This is a genomic window from Geomicrobium sp. JCM 19039 (assembly GCF_000698145.1).
Taxonomy (GTDB): Bacteria; Bacillota; Bacilli; order Bacillales; family Marinococcaceae; genus Geomicrobium_A.
In genome coordinates this window covers 133,627-150,449 of the sequence record NZ_BAXB01000008.1, presented here as the reverse complement: position 1 = coordinate 150,449, position 16,823 = coordinate 133,627, and the positions used below count along the sequence as shown (strand labels likewise).

The 16,823-nt window shown below is 40.4% G+C and carries 19 protein-coding genes and 2 pseudogenes; 12 read left to right on the top strand and 9 right to left on the bottom strand.

Annotated features, from left to right (window positions below):
• Positions 1-37 precede the first annotated feature (37 nt).
• From JCM19039_RS10190 to JCM19039_RS10175, 4 genes are all read left to right on the top strand, one after another.
• Positions 38-412, top strand: a complete 375-nt coding sequence (locus tag JCM19039_RS10190) for a hypothetical protein (RefSeq protein ID WP_042426730.1) — start codon at positions 38-40, stop codon at positions 410-412.
• 11 nt (positions 413-423) lie between these two features.
• Entirely contained in the window at positions 424-696 is a 273-nt protein-coding gene (locus JCM19039_RS10185; RefSeq protein WP_042426727.1) for a hypothetical protein, read from the top strand.
• 130 nt (positions 697-826) lie between these two features.
• Complete coding sequence (locus JCM19039_RS10180; RefSeq protein WP_042426723.1) at positions 827-1,111, top strand: hypothetical protein; 285 nt, start codon at positions 827-829, stop codon at positions 1,109-1,111.
• Between the two features lie 86 nt (positions 1,112-1,197).
• Positions 1,198-1,656: a DUF1697 domain-containing protein gene (locus JCM19039_RS10175; RefSeq protein ID WP_238545000.1), complete on the top strand. Its 459-nt coding sequence runs from the start codon at positions 1,198-1,200 to the stop codon at positions 1,654-1,656.
• 590 nt (positions 1,657-2,246) lie between these two features.
• Here the strand turns inward: JCM19039_RS10175 and arsC are convergent.
• The 5 genes from arsC to JCM19039_RS10150 all read right to left on the bottom strand — a co-directional run bounded on the left by arsC (position 2,247) and on the right by JCM19039_RS10150 (position 5,211).
• Entirely contained in the window at positions 2,247-2,663 is a 417-nt protein-coding gene (gene arsC / locus JCM19039_RS10170) for an arsenate reductase (thioredoxin) (protein ID WP_042426719.1), read from the bottom strand.
• Between the two features lie 13 nt (positions 2,664-2,676).
• Positions 2,677-3,975 (bottom strand): arsenic transporter, encoded by a 1,299-nt coding sequence (locus JCM19039_RS10165; RefSeq protein ID WP_042426716.1) that lies wholly within the window; start codon positions 3,973-3,975, stop codon positions 2,677-2,679.
• A 13-nt stretch (positions 3,976-3,988) separates the two neighbouring features.
• Complete coding sequence (locus JCM19039_RS10160) at positions 3,989-4,330, bottom strand: helix-turn-helix transcriptional regulator (protein ID WP_042426714.1); 342 nt, start codon at positions 4,328-4,330, stop codon at positions 3,989-3,991.
• Between the two features lie 110 nt (positions 4,331-4,440).
• Positions 4,441-4,842: an ArsI/CadI family heavy metal resistance metalloenzyme gene (locus JCM19039_RS10155; protein WP_042426711.1), complete on the bottom strand. Its 402-nt coding sequence runs from the start codon at positions 4,840-4,842 to the stop codon at positions 4,441-4,443.
• Positions 4,843-4,896: 54 nt separating this feature from the next.
• Positions 4,897-5,211 carry a metalloregulator ArsR/SmtB family transcription factor gene (locus JCM19039_RS10150; RefSeq protein WP_042426708.1) on the bottom strand — a complete coding sequence of 105 codons (315 nt, stop codon included), beginning with the start codon at positions 5,209-5,211 and terminating at the stop codon, positions 4,897-4,899.
• Between the two features lie 196 nt (positions 5,212-5,407).
• Between JCM19039_RS10150 and JCM19039_RS10145 the strand changes: the two genes are divergently transcribed.
• From JCM19039_RS10145 to JCM19039_RS10115, 7 genes and pseudogenes are all read left to right on the top strand, one after another.
• A complete protein-coding gene (locus tag JCM19039_RS10145; protein WP_042426706.1) occupies positions 5,408-5,713 on the top strand; it encodes a PadR family transcriptional regulator in 306 nt (101 codons plus the stop codon).
• Positions 5,710-6,153 carry a hypothetical protein gene (locus tag JCM19039_RS10140; protein WP_042426703.1) on the top strand — a complete coding sequence of 148 codons (444 nt, stop codon included), beginning with the start codon at positions 5,710-5,712 and terminating at the stop codon, positions 6,151-6,153. The genes JCM19039_RS10145 and JCM19039_RS10140 overlap by 4 nt, the downstream gene beginning before the upstream one ends.
• Before the next feature lie 635 nt (positions 6,154-6,788).
• Positions 6,789-7,147: pseudogene (locus JCM19039_RS10135) on the top strand (ArsR/SmtB family transcription factor).
• Positions 7,134-9,287, top strand: coding sequence for a heavy metal translocating P-type ATPase (locus tag JCM19039_RS10130; protein WP_304413207.1), 2,154 nt, complete (start codon positions 7,134-7,136; stop codon positions 9,285-9,287). Before JCM19039_RS10135 ends, JCM19039_RS10130 begins: the two are co-directional and overlap by 14 nt.
• Before the next feature lie 29 nt (positions 9,288-9,316).
• A complete protein-coding gene (locus tag JCM19039_RS10125; protein WP_042426698.1) occupies positions 9,317-10,360 on the top strand; it encodes an NAD(P)/FAD-dependent oxidoreductase in 1,044 nt (347 codons plus the stop codon).
• 407 nt (positions 10,361-10,767) lie between these two features.
• Positions 10,768-11,358: an SCO family protein gene (locus JCM19039_RS10120; RefSeq protein ID WP_042426695.1), complete on the top strand. Its 591-nt coding sequence runs from the start codon at positions 10,768-10,770 to the stop codon at positions 11,356-11,358.
• Positions 11,359-11,505: 147 nt separating this feature from the next.
• A pseudogene (locus JCM19039_RS10115) lies at positions 11,506-11,997 on the top strand (GNAT family N-acetyltransferase).
• A 171-nt stretch (positions 11,998-12,168) separates the two neighbouring features.
• Here the strand turns inward: JCM19039_RS10115 and JCM19039_RS10110 are convergent.
• The 4 genes from JCM19039_RS10110 to JCM19039_RS10095 form a co-directional block, all read right to left on the bottom strand.
• Positions 12,169-12,702: a GNAT family N-acetyltransferase gene (locus JCM19039_RS10110; RefSeq protein ID WP_042426692.1), complete on the bottom strand. Its 534-nt coding sequence runs from the start codon at positions 12,700-12,702 to the stop codon at positions 12,169-12,171.
• Between the two features lie 288 nt (positions 12,703-12,990).
• Positions 12,991-13,752 (bottom strand): SDR family oxidoreductase, encoded by a 762-nt coding sequence (locus tag JCM19039_RS10105; protein WP_042426689.1) that lies wholly within the window; start codon positions 13,750-13,752, stop codon positions 12,991-12,993.
• Between the two features lie 234 nt (positions 13,753-13,986).
• Positions 13,987-14,460 carry a TetR/AcrR family transcriptional regulator gene (locus JCM19039_RS10100; protein ID WP_052398688.1) on the bottom strand — a complete coding sequence of 158 codons (474 nt, stop codon included), beginning with the start codon at positions 14,458-14,460 and terminating at the stop codon, positions 13,987-13,989.
• Positions 14,461-14,557: 97 nt separating this feature from the next.
• Positions 14,558-16,006: a DEAD/DEAH box helicase gene (locus JCM19039_RS10095; protein WP_042426687.1), complete on the bottom strand. Its 1,449-nt coding sequence runs from the start codon at positions 16,004-16,006 to the stop codon at positions 14,558-14,560.
• 338 nt (positions 16,007-16,344) lie between these two features.
• Between JCM19039_RS10095 and JCM19039_RS10090 the strand changes: the two genes are divergently transcribed.
• Positions 16,345-16,815 carry a DUF2975 domain-containing protein gene (locus JCM19039_RS10090; RefSeq protein WP_052398687.1) on the top strand — a complete coding sequence of 157 codons (471 nt, stop codon included), beginning with the start codon at positions 16,345-16,347 and terminating at the stop codon, positions 16,813-16,815.
• Positions 16,816-16,823: the final 8 nt, after the last annotated feature.

Below are 16,823 nucleotides of genomic sequence, written 5' to 3'. Positions count from 1 at the left end.
CGGAATATTCTGTACACTTAAAGGAGAGTCAAAGGAGATGTGGAGCGATGAACGAAAAAGAAATGGAACGAAAGCTGGCGATATCAAGCTAATCATACACATACTGCTCATGATCGGCGTCACAATGGCCACATTCTATCTTACATTTTTTGATGGAATGGGCGTGTTGCAAAGTGTTTCACCTACAATTGCCTGGGGGATCCTATTTGTACATGTGGTGAGCACGACGTTGGCGTTTGCGCTCATTCAAAAGTTGGATGTTGATTTACATAAAGCTGGCGTGCTCTTCATTCGCTTAGGTGCAGCCATGATCGTGCTAACACTCGGTGTAGCAATTTTACAAGCCACACTGTTTATCATTACTGGCATTATCGGTATCCGCAGAATGAATAAAGCCAAAGCGATAATGTAAGGAGGTCAATTATGTTCAAGTGGACATTTCTTTCTATCATCCTCATTCCTTTATGGGTGTATATCTTTTACACGTTTGTGGACAACCAAGCCTTTCACGCTCTTCCATTATTTTTCGCCGTTCTATTTATAAGTGCTGGCATGATCATCAGTTTACAAATTAACGGTTATCAACCTTTAAAATATACGCTCGTCACCATACACGGGTTTGGTTGTTTATCTTTGATTGCTGTGATGCTCATGTTCATGATCTTCTTCCTCTATCCAGTTTTTGGAAATACTTAGAGTGAACGTGACGCCAAGCGTGGCATAGTTTCTGGTGAAGAACATCGCAGAAAACAGTAGTCATTGAAATTACATCGATAAGTCTTGTGAGAATGCCGAATGTCCAAAAATTAGATATGGAGATAAATTTATGTGGATACTATTAGGTTTCATTGCAATCATCGCAACCTTAATCAACCTGTTTATGTACAAATCAGGTAAGGACTACACACTTGCAATGGCGCTAGCAATATCATTTACAGCTTTAACCTTGTGTGCTGAATACAGCCTCGTATCCGAGTGGGTACACTCAGAAGATTGGGCGGCTTTACTAGATGTTGTACCTAGCATGGAACCGGTTTTATGGGCGGTCACCCTCGTATCCATAGGAGTAAATATCACACCGGTCTTCTTAGATCGGAGACGTCGGAAATGACCCTTTTACAAGCTCTCGTAACTGACCGATCATTTTTTATCCTGAACAGGTATCATGTAGAATGAAACAAAAGTGAGGGATAACGAATGGAAACGTACATAGCTTTTCTACGTGGGATTAACGTTGGTGGGAAAAATAAAATAGACATGCCTTCTCTTAAAAGTGCCTTTGAAGAGATTGGTTTTACCGATGTGTTGACCTATATGAATAGTGGGAACGTCATTTTTTCTAGCAATAGTCTAGACAAAGATCAACTTATTACTAGAAGTGAAGAAATGATCACAGAGAGGTTTCAACTAGAGGTTCCCATTACTGTTGTATTAGTAAAAGAGTTAATAGAAACGTTAGAGCATGCGCCAGATTGGTGGGGAGATAAGGATAAAAGTATGGTTCACCATGCCATTTTTTTACTTCCTCCGACTCGTGTAGACGAGGTATTTCAAGCTGTCGGTGAAGCAAAACCTGAATATGAAAAGGTGACACATCGTGATGGCGTCATTTTCTGGTCAGGCCCCTTTTCTACTTATTCAAAAACAGCTTGGTAAAAGATTGCAAGCTCCTCAGTGAATCCTCATGTTACGATTCGAACCGCGAATACAGTAAACAAATTACTGAAGCTGGCTACGCGGGAGTAGCTAGCTTTAACCAGTTGACTTTAACGGTCAGTTCATCATTCGTTTTAAAAGAATTTCACTGATATGATCGACAGCGCTCTTTGCCAATCGTTGTTCTTCACTGTAAGGGGTACGGGTAAAGCGAAAAGCTTTTGCCGAAGGGTAAAAACGTGACCGATGGCCATCACTTGGCGCAAGGAATGTTTCGATCTCTCACTCTTTTATGTGATAATTCAGCCCTCAAGCCGGGCATTTTTTGCCCCTCAGCGGTCACATATATCGCGTTGTATCATGTATTTATCAATTATTCGCTTTCATCGTCTTCCTTTTCGTTATTCTTGCAATGTTCTTTGCTTCTGATGGGATTATGTTACCCATTTGGGCCATTCTCTGTGCTCTATTATTACTCTTGAGTTCTATACTCACCTTTACAACGAGCAAAACGAATTCTAAACAAAAGCATGCGGTCGCTGTTCAGTAGCACTTCATTTAAAAGGCATTCAAAATGAAGTGCTTTCTCCTTACTTCCCTGTCTCCGAAAAATGCTCTATACTCCCACGAATCTCATCTCTGACGCGCTTAAAAACTGCCCATTGTTCTTCTTTCGTACCTTCTGCTTTGGCAGGATCGTCGAATCCCCAATGCTCACGCTTCACATGAGGTGGAGTTACAGGACATCGGTCAGCCGCATCACCACATAGCGTAACGACGAGATCGGCTTTATTGAGTAATTTAGCATCAATGATATCCGACGTTTGACCGGAAATATCAATGCCCACTTCCTTCATCGCTTTCACCGCATTCGGATTTAATCCATGTGCTTCAATGCCCGCACTATACACATTCCAGCCCTCTTGCAAGTACTGTTTTGCAAAACCTTCGGCCATTTGTGAACGGCACGAGTTTCCTGTACATAAAAAATAGATTGTCTTTTTCATTAGAATCTCTCCATTAATAAACGACTAGTAACCATAGATATAACCCAAATAAGGTGATAAATAAGACGGGAAGTGTAATGACAATTCCTGTTTTGAAATACGTTCCCCAAGAGATTTTTACACCTTTATTCGTTAACACATGTAACCATAGCAATGTTGCTAGTGACCCAATCGGGGTGATTTTTGGACCTAAGTCCGCTCCAATCACGTTGGCATAGATTAATGCTTCTTTCGTTAATCCTGTCGTTCCTGATTCTGAGATCGCAATCGCATTAATTAACACTGTTGGCATGTTATTCATTATTGACGATAAGATCGCTGCGATAAAACCCATTCCCATTGTGGCAGCAAACAGACCTTGATCGGCTACGATAAAGATCACATCGGCTAATACATCTGTTAACCCGACATTTCGAAGACCGTATACGACGACATACATCCCAATGGAAAAAAACACAATGTTCCACGGCGCCCCTCTGAGAACCGTTGTTGTATTGACGACAGCGCTCGCTCTAGATATGAACAAGAATACAAGTGCAATTCCTCCAGCAACGAACGATACCGGGACGTGAACGAACTCACTGACGATATAGCCAACGAGTAGTAACCCTAACACAACGCAAGATAACTTAAACATCTTCGGGTCTTTTATTGCCAAGGCAGGTTCTTTTAATTGTGAGTAGTCGTAACGCTTAGGAATGCTCTTTCTAAAGTATAAAAGCAACACGACAATACTTGCGATTAAAGCAAAGAAATTCGGTACAATCATTCGCGTCGCATATTCTATAAAACCAATGCCAAAGAAATCCGCCGACACAATATTCACTAAGTTACTCACAACAAGGGGAAGAGACGTCGTATCCGCAATAAACCCACTCGCAATAATAAACGGGAAGACCATTGTTTCATTGAAATTTAACGAGCGCACCATCGCTAAAACAATCGGTGTCAAAATTAACGCAGCCCCATCGTTGGCAAAAAAAGCGGCAACAATCGAACCCAGTAAGCAGACATAAACGAACATGAGTACGGCATTTCCTTTAGCAACTCTCGCCATATGTAGGGCGGACCATTCGAAGAAACCAATCTCATCTAATATGAGTGAGATAAGAATGACCGCAATAAACGTAAGCGTTGCATTCCACACAATCCCTGTAACATCAATCACATCCGTAAAGCTAACAACGCCGAGCAAAAGGGCAAGCACCGCTCCGCCAATCGCCGACCATCCAATATTTAAGTTTTTCGGTTGCCATATAACCAGCACTAACGTTACGACAAAAATAAATGAAGCTACTATTACATCTACCATTGCCCGATCTCCTTTAACAACGCGCAAGCCCTTCTCTTTCTATCACTTTAAGATAGCGTTCATCTTGATCGTCACTATACTGAAGAAGATCAGTTATTACAGGGAAATAAGGAGAAGTTGGATTTAGTGAGTAATATCGCCACTGCTCTCGTCGTTCTTCTGTTATTATGTCTAAATCTTTTAATTTACGTAAATGCTGACTTACCGCAGGTTGACTAATCCTGAGCATCTCTACAAACTCACATACACAATACGTTTTCTTTTCCAAGAGTTTAAGAATTAAAAAGCGGGTCGGATCACCAATAATCTTTAAGCAAGACGTAAGTTCAGTCATGGTTAATTTGTTATGACTCATAAACAATTCACCTCTTGGAAACATTATATAATCAAAAAACAATATAAAGTCAATCTTTATATAAAGATTGACTTATATTCCGATTACAATTCATTATCTCAATTTACAACTTAGCTTTCACAACACGAAGAATCATCTTTTGTCTCAACATCTTGCTTCGTATAGAAATATTCCCACTCAATACCATCTGGGTCGGTTACCCAAAACTTATCTTGGACAGCATAGCAACACGTTGTATCCATTTCTTCTCTTGCAAAGAAACCTTCCTTTTCAAGCCGTTCTTTATGTTTCAACACTTCTTCTTTAGCGTTCACTTGAACCCCCAAATGATTGATTTGATTTCCTTGCACTTCTTCTGCTTTTGTGAGCGTTAAGTTAAGATTTGGCTCTGTCGTCAAAAACTTTACATAGCCATCTTTTTCTTTTACTGGAGGAACACTAAATAGCTTTTGGTAAAAATCCTTACTTTCCTCTACGTTTTGTACATTTAAACCGATATGAACATTCATCATTACACATGCTCCTTCATCAATTTTTTTTGATTAATTATAGATAAATTAAAACCGTTATTTAGACGGCTTTAAAATACAACATAACTGTTCGGAAAGAAGCGAATCTACATGGTCGCTATTAATGCGGTAATAGCTCCACGTTCCTCTCGTTTCTTTATGTAGAAAGTTCGCATCCGTCATAATTTTGAGGTGATAGGAAAGTTTCGATTGTGGCATTTCTAATTCTTCTTGTAAATCACAAACACACATTTCACCTTGTACACTTAATAAATTTAATAATTGTAGTCTTTTAGTATCTGCTAATGCTTTAAACTGTTTTTCATAGGTGGCCAATTGATCATTGGCTAACTTTGTATACATTTCCTCCATTTGAGAATTTCACCTTTTCATCAATATTTTTTGATTAATATAAGAATAACAGGCAGTGATTAATAAATCAACTTTTTTTGATGTATTATTGACCTCTCTAAAAATAACTTGAGAGCATTTTGACTTTTGTTTTCACATCGTTTATCATTACGTTACACGATATATCGCGAAACGTAATAGCGTGAGGAGTGAACAGATGGTCAAAAAAGGGAAGTTCTCAGAACCGTCGTTATTAATATTAATTAGCCTTGCAGAAACAAACCGTCATGGTTATGCAATTATGGAAGACATTCAACAGACGTATGCTATTCAATTAGGCCCAGGAACTTTATATGGAGCGATTTCTCGTTTAGAGAAAGCTGGATATATCCGTGTAATTGAATCGGAAGAGCGTAAAAAGCCTTACACGTTGACAAAAGCAGGTAGCGAGCACTTGACGCAACAAATTGAGGAACTCCAAAAAATAACGACGCTCGGTTCGAAAAGGCTAGGCTTACTATGAAACGGCTCATTTATCTATATCCTAAACCGTGGAGAGAAAGGTACGGTGAGGAGTTAGAGCAAGTTGTAGAGCACACGGGACTCTCCAGCAAGATCATTATTGATTTATTGCTAGGCATTTTTGATGCTTGGCATGTAGAACTAAGTGAAAGAACGATCTGTGGCATACGGCTGGATCGGCTATTCGTACTCATGAGCATGTTCAACGTGTTCGTACTATTACAATTACTATCATTACGGGAGGTTATTCTGTTGGAACAAATTGCTTTAATTATTGCAATGTTGTCATTCTTATTGGCGGTTTGTGTATTACTCGTTAATGTTTTCAAGCTTGGCATCACAAAAGGTCTGTCGTTAAATACTAAGTTAGGAAAACTTTCAATGGCGTTTATGGGCTCTTATGCTCTATTTTTTGTTTCGTTTCTAGTGCTCGCAAATTAACGATGGAAGCTTCCCTTCATTAAGGGAGGGGAGCTTTTTTGTACTTGTCGTTCAAATTCATTTATAATTCCTTATTCTTTTTAACGTTTATTTTTATATCGATGTTAATAATTCTATTTCCTTAAACTCCATCAACTTGGTTAACGTTAAATGAGATATAGCTCCGTGTTCAAAGATTTCATGTACTCATTTTTACCTCAAATGACAGTTTCTTCACCCGTCTTTAGTAAAACTTCTCCTCCACATCTGTTCCACTTTATCCCCTGCCTATATTCAGCCTAATCACCTTTCCTTCATTAACTTATTTTGAACCTTGTACATACCCCCTGTCCTTAACTAGAGCGCTCTATGGGCTAATACGGTCAAATCTATTATAAGAATGTGAAATGCTTATTATAAAAGACTACATGAGCCTTTTACTTCTTCATTAAATCCCCATGTCCCTCACCATCACGCTGTTCATACCTATGCCGTTCGTTGCAATGAATTGCTTCCTTAAAACAAACTAATACTCACATGATTGTATACATAGCGAGTTGATCTAATTTTTGTAATTAGATAAGTGTTTGTTGACAGTTGTATGACATATGAATAAACTAATAATCAAATGAGTATTTGAATATCGAGGTGAGATGATGGAGGAAACTAAAAAAGATACGTGTGATGTTTTTTGTTACGACGAAGAAAAAGTTACCCGGATCTCAGGAGTGTCGGGAAACATCGCTTTAGTAATGCAGCAGATCTATTCAAAGCTTTGGCTGATCAGACACGGTTAAAAGTGGCTTTTACGTTGACACAAGAAAATGAGCTATGCGTATGTGATGTAGCAAATATCATTGGAACAACGAATGCAACCGCATCTCATCATTTGCGCCATTTACGAAATATGAGGTTAGCAAAGAGCCGTAAAGAAGGAAAACTTGTGTTTTATTCTCTTGATGACCCTCATGTGACGGCTTTAATTACACTTGCCATGACTCATGCGGAGGAGTAAGATGGCTAACTTAACGAACAAACAGGTGTACCGTGTGAATGGGTTTTCTTGTGCCGGGTGTGCGGGTACGTTTGAAAAAAATGTAAAACGAATTGATACGGTCTCTGATGCTGAAGTGAACTTTGCAGCGTCGAAAATAACAGTATACGGCTCTGCATCTATTGACCAACTTGAAAAAGCTGGAGCATTTGAGAATTTACACGTACGTTCAGAAGATGACGAAGAAACAGTAGAACGCCCGAAGAAATTATTCGTAATGAAATATTGGAATGTACTACTAGCCTCTGTTCTGTTTTTTATCGGTCTGATTAATCAAACCTCCTTCGGTGAAGAACATGCTTTATCATATTCATTCTTTCTGTTATCGATGGCTGTTGGTGGATATTCATTGTTCAAAACAGGATTACAAAACCTGACCCGCCTACAGTTTGATATGAAAACTTTAATGACTGTAGCGGTTATCGGAGCAATCATTATTGGAGAGTGGACAGAAGGAGCAATTGTCGTTCTACTTTTTGCTATTAGTGAGCAACTAGAACGCTTCTCTATGGATAAAGCGAGACAAAGCATTCGTTCGCTAATGTCAATCGCTCCAAAGAAAGCAACGATTTTGTGTCAAGGGAAAGAAATGATGTTGTCCGTTAAAGATATTGAGATTGGAGATATCCTCGTCGTAAAACCGGGAGAAAAGCTTGCGATGGACGGTGAGGTTTTACGTGGCCATTCATCTATTAACCAGAGTGCGATTACAGGAGAGTCAATTCCTGTAGAGAAAACCACAGGAGACACGGTATTTGCCGGAACACTTAATACAGAAGGCTATCTGGAAGTCAAAGTAACCAAACGCGTGAAAGATACAACTCTTGCAAAGATTATTCACCTCGTTGAAGAAGCACAAGCAGAACGCGCGCCGACTCAATCGTTTATTGACCGGTTTGCCAAATATTATACACCTGCAATTATGGTCGTTGCTGGTCTTGTAGCAGTATTCCCGCCACTCGTTATGGGTGGCAGCTGGGAAGCATGGGTGTATCAAGGTTTAGCCGTGCTCGTTGTTGGTTGTCCATGCGCCTTAGTCATTTCAACGCCAGTTGCGATTGTGACTGCAATTGGTAATGCAGCGAAACAAGGTGTGCTCATTAAAGGCGGAGCGTACTTAGAAGAACTCGGACAAATTAAAGCGATTGCCTTTGATAAGACAGGGACATTAACGAAAGGCGAACCTAGTTTAACAGATTACTATAATTTATCTACGGAGATGGATTACACAATCTTGCAATGGGTAACGGCTATCGAATCGTATTCACAACATCCATTAGCTGGTGCCATTATTAGACATGCTCAACAAGAACAAATTGATTACCACAACGTAATTGTCGATAACTTCTCATCCGTTACGGGTAAAGGTGTTCGTGCAAACGTGAACGGTCGTTCTATCTGGATCGGGAACCGGCAATTGTTTGATCATCAGGCAAACATCAATCTATCAGAAGAGGTCAATACAATTGTCAACGAGTTACAAACAAACGGTAAAACCGTCATGGTAATGAGTGACACCGACAAGATTCTTGCTGTTATCGGTGTGTCAGATGAAGCGAGAGATCAAAGCAAATCGGTTATAAATACATTACATTCCATAGGCATTAAACATACAGTAATGCTCACTGGTGATGATAAAAAAACTGCACAAGCCATTGCTATGAAGCTCGGTGTTACAAATGTTCACGCAGAGCTCATGCCAGATGACAAACTCACTTCGATTAAAGAACTCCGAGAAACGTACGGTAATGTTGCGATGGTTGGAGATGGAGTTAATGATGCACCTGCTTTAGCTGCATCAAGTGTGGGAATTGCGATGGGTGGAGCTGGGACTGACACAGCATTAGAGACCTCAGATGTCGCTCTTATGGGTGATGATTTAGAGAAATTACCTTATACCGTGTCACTAAGTCGACGAGCGTTGACGATTATAAAGCAAAATATTGCTTTATCATTAGGTTTAAAAGCCATAGCACTCTTACTCGTTATTCCAGGTTGGCTAACGTTATGGATTGCAATCCTTTCTGATATGGGGGCTACACTGTTAGTCACCCTTAATAGTTTACGTTTACTACGAAAAAATAAATCGTTAAAGCGGTAATTAAGAGCGCTTCAGAAGGAGAAGTACGCATGGACACGTTCCAGACAATCATTATTGGAGGCGGTCAAGCCGGCCTCGCCATGGGTTATGCGCTTAAGGATCAGGGAGTATCTATATTAATTATAGACGAGAACGATGCCATAGGAGCAGCTTGGAAAATGCGATACGAATCCTTAACGTTATTTACTCCTAAAAAGTATAGTCAGTTGTTTGACTTCCCTCTAAAGGGAAATCCGAATGCCTATCCATCGAAAGATGAAATCGTGGACTATTTGAACGATTTTCAACGAAATTACGAATTGCCTGTTCTACTCCAACAAAAAGTGATTCACGTAAATAAAGAAAAAGATGGCTTGTACAGTGTTCATACGCTGACTAGTTCGTATAAAGCTACTCACCTTGTTGTTGCAACAGGTGCTTTCCAACGACCCTTCACACCTGAGATCCATGACCATTCAGTAGAACAGATGTTACATGCCTCAACTTATAAGAACCCTAAGCAAATTCAAGGAAATAAAGTGCTCATTGTGGGGGCAGGTAATTCGGGTGTACAAATTGCTTCAGAACTTTCGAAAACGCATCAAGTTATTTTATCTGCCAGCAAACCAATTAAACGCCTACCTCAAAGAATATCAGGGAAAAGTTTGTTTTGGTGGATGGATGTTTTGAAGATTAATAACGTATCTCCAAAATCCAGCCTTGGGAAATTACTTATGAGAAATGAGCCTCTCATCGGTGATGATTACAAGACTGTAAAAGAGACAGTAACCATAAAGGGTCGCTTAACCGAATTTAGAAATGGAAAAGCCTATTATCAATCAGGTGAAGTCGATGAGGTGGACGTAGTGATATGGGCAACCGGTTATCGAAATGATTACTCATGGCTAAACGTAGAGGGAGTACTCGATCAAGAAGGCCATGCTATTCATGAAAAAGGGGTAACTCCAGAAAAGGGAATCTATTTTATTGGTTTAAGTTGGCAAACACATAGGGGTTCGGCTCTGTTAAAAGGTGTTAGCTTTGATGCAACAAGTTTGGCGAATATCATTAAGCAAGAGCTTGAAGGGAAATGAAACAAAATGAGAAAAGCTATTTTTGGAGTAACTTTCTTATTCATCTTAGTCGGGTGTCAATCATCCGTGGAAGAAAATCCATTAACTTTATCCATGTAACCTGTCGAGATCGTAATTGACGTGCCAAATGTTGCAGAAATCGGTGAAGAGGTTGTTGTTAACACTACCGTATTTTAAGATAGCGAACCTGTGGAAGATGCCAATGAATTTAAGGTTGAAATCCGTGTCGAGGGCCAAAGCGTTGGGGTATTAATCCTTGCAACATCGACGGAAGACGGTGTCTATATTATAGAACATACGTTTATTGAGGAAGGTATTTACGAAATCCAATCCTACGTAACTGCGTATAGAATGCATGTCTAGCCTAGTGAGGCACTTGAAATTAAGACAGATTAGGAGATTTGATGATGAAACGCTTTTTAGGAGTTATCGCTGCAAGCTTATTGTTCGCTGGGTGTCAGAATCAAACCATAGACGATGTACAAGGAATCACTGACATTAGTGAAGCTGGATGGGAAGTTGAATCATTTGACTTTATTGATCAGAATGCTGAAGACTTCGGTTTATCAGATCTTGAAGACGAATATTGGATTGCAAACTTTATCTTCACATCATGCCCGACCGTTTGTAATACGATGACGCCAAATATGGTTGATTTACAAGAAGCTGTCCAATCACAAGGATTGGATGTGGAGTTTGTGTCATTTACTGTTGATCCAGACAACGACAGTCCAGAAGTTTTAACTGAATATGCAACGAACTACGGAGTGGATATAGACAATTGGACATTTCTAACGGGCTATAGTGATGAAACAATTCAAGAACTTTCAGAAGGTAGTTTTCGTCAAGAATTGCGTGACGATCCTGAAGGAAATGATATTATTCATGGGGTGAACTTCTTCTTGATCACAGACGAACAAGAAATTATTCGTTTTTATGATGGGATGAATACACCTATTAATGAAGTGATAACGGATTTACAACAAATAGGGCTATAGACAAGCGTTACATGTATGATACAACCCCTTCAGGCTACTAGGAGTGCAAAACCTACAGTTTATGGATGTTTCGATATGCCATCTAGTCTTACTCAGGTCTTTCCTGCTAAGACGAAATAACAACTAGTTCCGACAAGAGAAATGTAATTGTCTGTCACGATAAAACAAGTTCAAACGTCTAAAAAAGTTACTTTGAGAAACCTTTATTCTTTGTATTTACGTGATCTTTCGGCATTTACTTCCAAAATAACGATTGGAAAAGAAGTTTTTGAATATGAGAGCTTAGATGAGTTCTGGTCAGTAAAGGGATGCCCTCTTTATTTCACAAAATTTGATGGAGATATTATCGACTTTATCTTGTTACTTGAACGTCCTTCTTTAACGGAGGAAAATGACTTTGGTATTAATGACATTTTTATACTAAGCAAATATATCGGCACGCGCATAGGGAAACGAGTCGACAAACGATTTGAGGATTAGCAAGGAACGTATTTTGTCATCAGACTCTTGAACAATGCACCTGTGGTTTCTTTTTGGAAGTCGCTGTAAAGTTAATTACAATTTCAATATAACGAACAGCTAGTTATCATTGATGCTGAACAGTGCCTGATTCAAACGTTTAACAAAATGAGCAAATAAATGGCATTATGTGATTTCTTTGTCAGTTCTTACAATGCGAAGACCTAATTGCCAAGATGATGGCAGTTACCATCATGCTGAGGAGTTTTTGCCAGAAATTAAAAAAGGCGTCCAGAATTTCATACATCCCGGACTGCCTCTTATTCACGACTCCTGTTTTCATGAAGCCACTTAATCTAAGAAGGCTTCTGAATACTGTACAACACCCGAAACATTGTCAAGGGCATGATCTGTAATCTCTAATGCCATAAATTGTTCGTCAGGCACGTCAAATGGAGCTTTTATGTTCCACAAGCGGGCTTGTTTAAAACCAAATTTCGGATAGTAATCTTTATGACCTAGCACGATGACCGAACGATTACCAAGATCATTTGCTTTGCTTATCGCAGCACGAATCAACTGGCTTCCAATCCCTTTTTTCTGGTGTTTAGGAATCACAGATACTGGAGCAAGGGCTAAAGAATCTACTTCATTCGCACCGTCTACAATTTTAATTTTTGATAGAAGAATATGGCCTATCACATCTTCATTTTGATTCAACGCAACTAGTGAGAGTTCGGGTATGAATGCATCTGATTTTCTAATCTTATTCACTAATAGATGCTCACTTTTGTCGCTATATTCTTCATGCAAAAAAGCGGTTTGAATCGTTTCTTCTGTTGCTCTATATTCTGTATTCAATTCTGGTCGAATTTTAATGTCCATGTATAGTCTCCTATTCATTTTATATCTTCTGTTGTGGTGCTAAAAATGGCACTTTCCATATGAACGTAGTCATTCAGAAAGTGGTTACACGACCAGCTCTAAACATAAATTTGACAAACAAAAACCTCCAAAATGATATAGTTGTAGTTTATAGTGATATGTCATTATGGTCAATTCTATTACTTCTACGTTTGCTTATAAAGGCAGCGTTAGTAAGCCATTAATCGAAAAAAACAGTTCCTAAACCTCTTTAGGAACTGTTTTTAGTGGGATAGAAAATGACAACCTTTAAAACGCTGACGTCCAGCCAGCGTCTGCGGTGACGACCGTACCGTTGACAAAGCTAGCATCATCGGAAGCTAAGAACAGAGCTACTTTTGCAATTTCGTCTGCTTGTCCAACGCGCGGCATTACAGAACGAGCCGCTTGCAAGCGACCACTGCCGAACTCACTTACGTTGTTTAAGGAAGAAGCGATATTCGTTTGCACGCCGCCTGGCGCAATGGCGTTACAGCGAATCCCTTTATCCGCATACATATAGCCGGTATTCTTCGTGATCCCAACCACTGCATGTTTTGAGGCTGTATAGGAAACCCCCGCATGCGCACCATTTAAGCCTCCTGAAGAAGCGATATTCACAATCACCCCTGCTTCTTTTTCAAGGAAGTAAGGAAGGGCTTTTCGCGTTGCGCGCATAACGCTTTTCGTATTCACCTCAAATAGTAAATCCCATTTCTCATCCGTAATTTCTCCAGCAGGTTCAAATCCGTCCATAATCCCAGCATTATTCACAAGAATATCGATGGAACCGAATGTATCTACAGCGGTTGCGATCATCGTGTTCACATCGTCTTGTTCAGCGACGTTCACTTTAACGGCAACGGCTTGTCCACCTTGCTCTTTAATCGATGCGGTAACAGCATTGGCACCCTCCTCGTTTAAGTCTGCAACAACAACACTCGCGCCTTCCTGCGCGTAAAGCTTTGCAATGGCTTCACCCATACCAGAGGCGGCTCCAGTAACCACCGCTACCTTTTGATCAAGTTTCATCGTTACACATCCTTTTCAAATGTTGTTCATCTCACCTTCCATGTTATCTCCAATCCATCCAGGGAACAATTGACAATTCCCTCAAGTGTGTAAGAAAAACGACAGATGTCCAAAAAGTGTAAAGGAACGTTTCTCATGAATTATCGTTGCGGAATGGATTCAATTTGATTAGTTGCTCGGCGAGCATCTTTGGTGTGTGTGGCATACCATGTTCCAACCACATCGAGATCGTCCCTAAAAGGCCGAGGAAGCATACCAGCGAGCAACTTCTTCGGGCGTCTGAATCGAGTAAAATGTATTTGCTGGATCAGGCTTTAAAATGAGCGAATGAAGCAAATTTGTAAGCTTTTTTGTAAAGGCAGGCAGTTGCTGGTCGACGAGCAGCATTCGGTACACTTGTTCATTAACAGCAATATGTTCTAACAAACGAGAGAGTGCTTGTTCTGCACGCTGGTCTACGTCAATGTCCGTGTTCTCAAGGGTTAAAGCTGTACGTATGTCGTAGAGTTTATCGGAAATGTAATGATCGGCTAGGTCATATATATCGTGATAATGATCATAAAACGTGACCCGGTTAATCTCCGCTCGCTTCGCCAACGTATGAACAGTGATTTTCTCTAATGGCATCTCGTGAAGCAGTTCTGTAAAAGCGCGTTTAATGGCGCGGCGTGTTCGCTTAACCCGTAAATCTGGATAGGAATCATGCATCGATGGTCCACCTCCATTTGACCTCCATTATAGCTGAAGATCGTCGCCTTTATGTAACTTTTATAAAAGAAGTGAAGAACCTCTCCGGGCTCTCCACTTAACGTTTTCTTGCGATATGGACTTTTAGCTGTTTGCCTTTCACTGTCGTATGTCTCATCGTATCAAGCACCACTTGCCCTTTGCCGTTTAAGATTTCCACATACGTTTGCGTCTCTTCAATCGTAATAATCCCAATGTCTTCGGCGGTCACTCCATCAATTTTGGCGATCGTTCCGACGAAATCAACCGCGCGCAATTTCTTTCGCTTTCCCCCATTGAAATATAGCTTCATGATGTTTTCGTTCAGCTGCTCATTTTTGGCTTTTTTTCGGACCGGTTGGCTGTTGACCTTCTTTAGGAAATTGGGTTTAGCCCGTCGTACTTGTTCTCGTGATGGCGATGTGGCCTCAGGGATTTGAAACCCGATATAGTTTTCAATTGCTTCGAGCGACTCGTCTTCAGCTGAGGTGACAAACGTGAAGGCCTTGCCAATATGCCCAGCACGACCGGTTCTACCTGTACGGTGGACATACCGTTCTTTGTCCGTTGGAAGATCATAGTTGATCACATGGCTGATCCGCTCAACATCGATGCCTCTCGCTGCGACGTCAGTGGCAATGAGGTAGCGAAACTCCCCTCTTCTAAACTCCTCCATCACGTCAAGTCGATCATACTGTTCCATACCGCCGTGAAGCTTATCACCGTCATACCCTCGATCAACGAGTTGCTCAGAAACGGTGTCGACGCGTTCTTGCGTACTACAAAATACGATGGCACTATCTGGGTTTTCCACAACCGTAATATCTTCCAACAATGCGAATTTGTTCTCTTCTTCTACACGATAAAGCGTATGGTCAATCTTTTCCACTGTTGTGCCATCTTCTTCAATGTCAACATCAACCGGTGCGTTCATATAGTGGCTTGAGAGTTCCTTCACTCGCTCCGGTATCGTTGCTGAGAATAACATCGTCACCCTTTGCTCGGGGACTTCAGCAATAATCGCCTCAACTTGCTCAATAAACCCCATGTTTAGCATTTCATCCGCTTCATCAATAACCAAGTACTTCACATGTTCGAGCGGCAGCGTGCCTTTTTCAATATGGTCGAGCATCCGTCCAGGCGTGCCAACGACGACGTGCGTTTTTTGCTTTAGTTCATCTTTTTGTTTATAAAACGGTTGTTTCCCAACGACCGCCGAAGCTTTAATTCGTTTATAACGGCCTAAATTTAAGATGTCCTCTTTCACTTGAAACGCCAACTCCCGTGTCGGTGTAAGCACGAGCGCTTGCGGCTTATTCTCTTGCCAATCTACCTGCTCGCAAATTGGAATGCCGTACGCAGCCGTTTTCCCACTTCCCGTGTGCGACGAGACAATCACGTCTCTTTTCTCAAGAACGAGCGGGATCACCTGCCTTTGTACTGGGGTCGGCGAATCATAGCGCAAGTTCGCTAACGCTTGATTCAATTCGTCACTTAATCCGTACGCTGTAAAGCGATGTTGTGTCATGTGTATGCCTCATTTTAATCATTATATTTGTCGCGCCGTTTTTCACTACACAAAAAGCCATCGTCACTAGCTATTGTGGAGATGGCAATAAACGGTCATGTAATTATTCCATATAACTATAACATAAAAATAACGTTGACTTTTAGGCAAGCCCTATATGCACCGGGAAAACAGCTGTTGCGAATTAGCAAACTATACTCGTGCGCAATTCTTTATCTATGTCCGTTGGAGTGAAATATACGATAACCGACACTATATTTATTGATTTTTAACATAATTATATTGATAAACGATAAATATATGGTAAGATACGTTTAAAACGTGAAGGAATGATTCGGATGGTGAGTACACGGTTTTTAATGATATCCATCTTGTTTATCGGCTTGAGTATTTTTATGGTTGCCTTTTTATATTTGCCCTACTTAACGAACGTGTTCGTTGAGATTGACCCCTCGTATGCATATCTACAATTACCCGGTTTAATAGGAATTTACTTAACCTTGATTCCATTTTGTTATGCTCTTTATCAATCGTTCTTACTTTTAAGGTATATAGAGCAGCGCAACGTTTTTAGTCTACACTCGGCGAAAGCGTTAAAATCCATTCGAAGTTGTGCTTTCGTGATTGCAGGGTTCTATATTGTCGGGTGTATCTTTTTCTTCACTCAAAATGCCCTTCACCCTAGCTTGCTACTCATTAGCGTTGCCATTATATTCGTATGTTTCGTGATTTCTGTGTTTTCCGGTCTATTACAAGCTTTATTAACTAGTGCTGTAGAAATAAAAGAAGAAAACGAACTGACTGTATGAGGGTGGGC

Excerpts from the sequence above, each read along its gene's own strand:
- JCM19039_RS10190 (WP_042426730.1), top strand. The coding sequence starts at position 38 with ATGTGGAGCGATGAACGAAAAAGAAATGGAACGAAAGCTGGCGATATC.
- JCM19039_RS10185 (WP_042426727.1), top strand. The coding sequence starts at position 424 with ATGTTCAAGTGGACATTTCTTTCTATCATCCTCATTCCTTTATGGGTG.
- JCM19039_RS10180 (WP_042426723.1), top strand. The coding sequence starts at position 827 with ATGTGGATACTATTAGGTTTCATTGCAATCATCGCAACCTTAATCAAC.
- JCM19039_RS10175 (WP_238545000.1), top strand. The coding sequence starts at position 1,198 with ATGGAAACGTACATAGCTTTTCTACGTGGGATTAACGTTGGTGGGAAA.
- arsC (WP_042426719.1), bottom strand. The coding sequence starts at position 2,663 with ATGAAAAAGACAATCTATTTTTTATGTACAGGAAACTCGTGCCGTTCA.
- JCM19039_RS10165 (WP_042426716.1), bottom strand. The coding sequence starts at position 3,975 with ATGGTAGATGTAATAGTAGCTTCATTTATTTTTGTCGTAACGTTAGTG.
- JCM19039_RS10160 (WP_042426714.1), bottom strand. The coding sequence starts at position 4,330 with ATGAGTCATAACAAATTAACCATGACTGAACTTACGTCTTGCTTAAAG.
- JCM19039_RS10155 (WP_042426711.1), bottom strand. The coding sequence starts at position 4,842 with ATGATGAATGTTCATATCGGTTTAAATGTACAAAACGTAGAGGAAAGT.
- JCM19039_RS10150 (WP_042426708.1), bottom strand. The coding sequence starts at position 5,211 with ATGGAGGAAATGTATACAAAGTTAGCCAATGATCAATTGGCCACCTAT.
- JCM19039_RS10145 (WP_042426706.1), top strand. The coding sequence starts at position 5,408 with ATGGTCAAAAAAGGGAAGTTCTCAGAACCGTCGTTATTAATATTAATT.
- JCM19039_RS10140 (WP_042426703.1), top strand. The coding sequence starts at position 5,710 with ATGAAACGGCTCATTTATCTATATCCTAAACCGTGGAGAGAAAGGTAC.
- JCM19039_RS10130 (WP_304413207.1), top strand. The coding sequence starts at position 7,134 with ATGCGGAGGAGTAAGATGGCTAACTTAACGAACAAACAGGTGTACCGT.
- JCM19039_RS10125 (WP_042426698.1), top strand. The coding sequence starts at position 9,317 with ATGGACACGTTCCAGACAATCATTATTGGAGGCGGTCAAGCCGGCCTC.
- JCM19039_RS10120 (WP_042426695.1), top strand. The coding sequence starts at position 10,768 with ATGAAACGCTTTTTAGGAGTTATCGCTGCAAGCTTATTGTTCGCTGGG.
- JCM19039_RS10110 (WP_042426692.1), bottom strand. The coding sequence starts at position 12,702 with ATGGACATTAAAATTCGACCAGAATTGAATACAGAATATAGAGCAACA.
- JCM19039_RS10105 (WP_042426689.1), bottom strand. The coding sequence starts at position 13,752 with ATGAAACTTGATCAAAAGGTAGCGGTGGTTACTGGAGCCGCCTCTGGT.
- JCM19039_RS10100 (WP_052398688.1), bottom strand. The coding sequence starts at position 14,460 with ATGCATGATTCCTATCCAGATTTACGGGTTAAGCGAACACGCCGCGCC.
- JCM19039_RS10095 (WP_042426687.1), bottom strand. The coding sequence starts at position 16,006 with ATGACACAACATCGCTTTACAGCGTACGGATTAAGTGACGAATTGAAT.
- JCM19039_RS10090 (WP_052398687.1), top strand. The coding sequence starts at position 16,345 with ATGGTGAGTACACGGTTTTTAATGATATCCATCTTGTTTATCGGCTTG.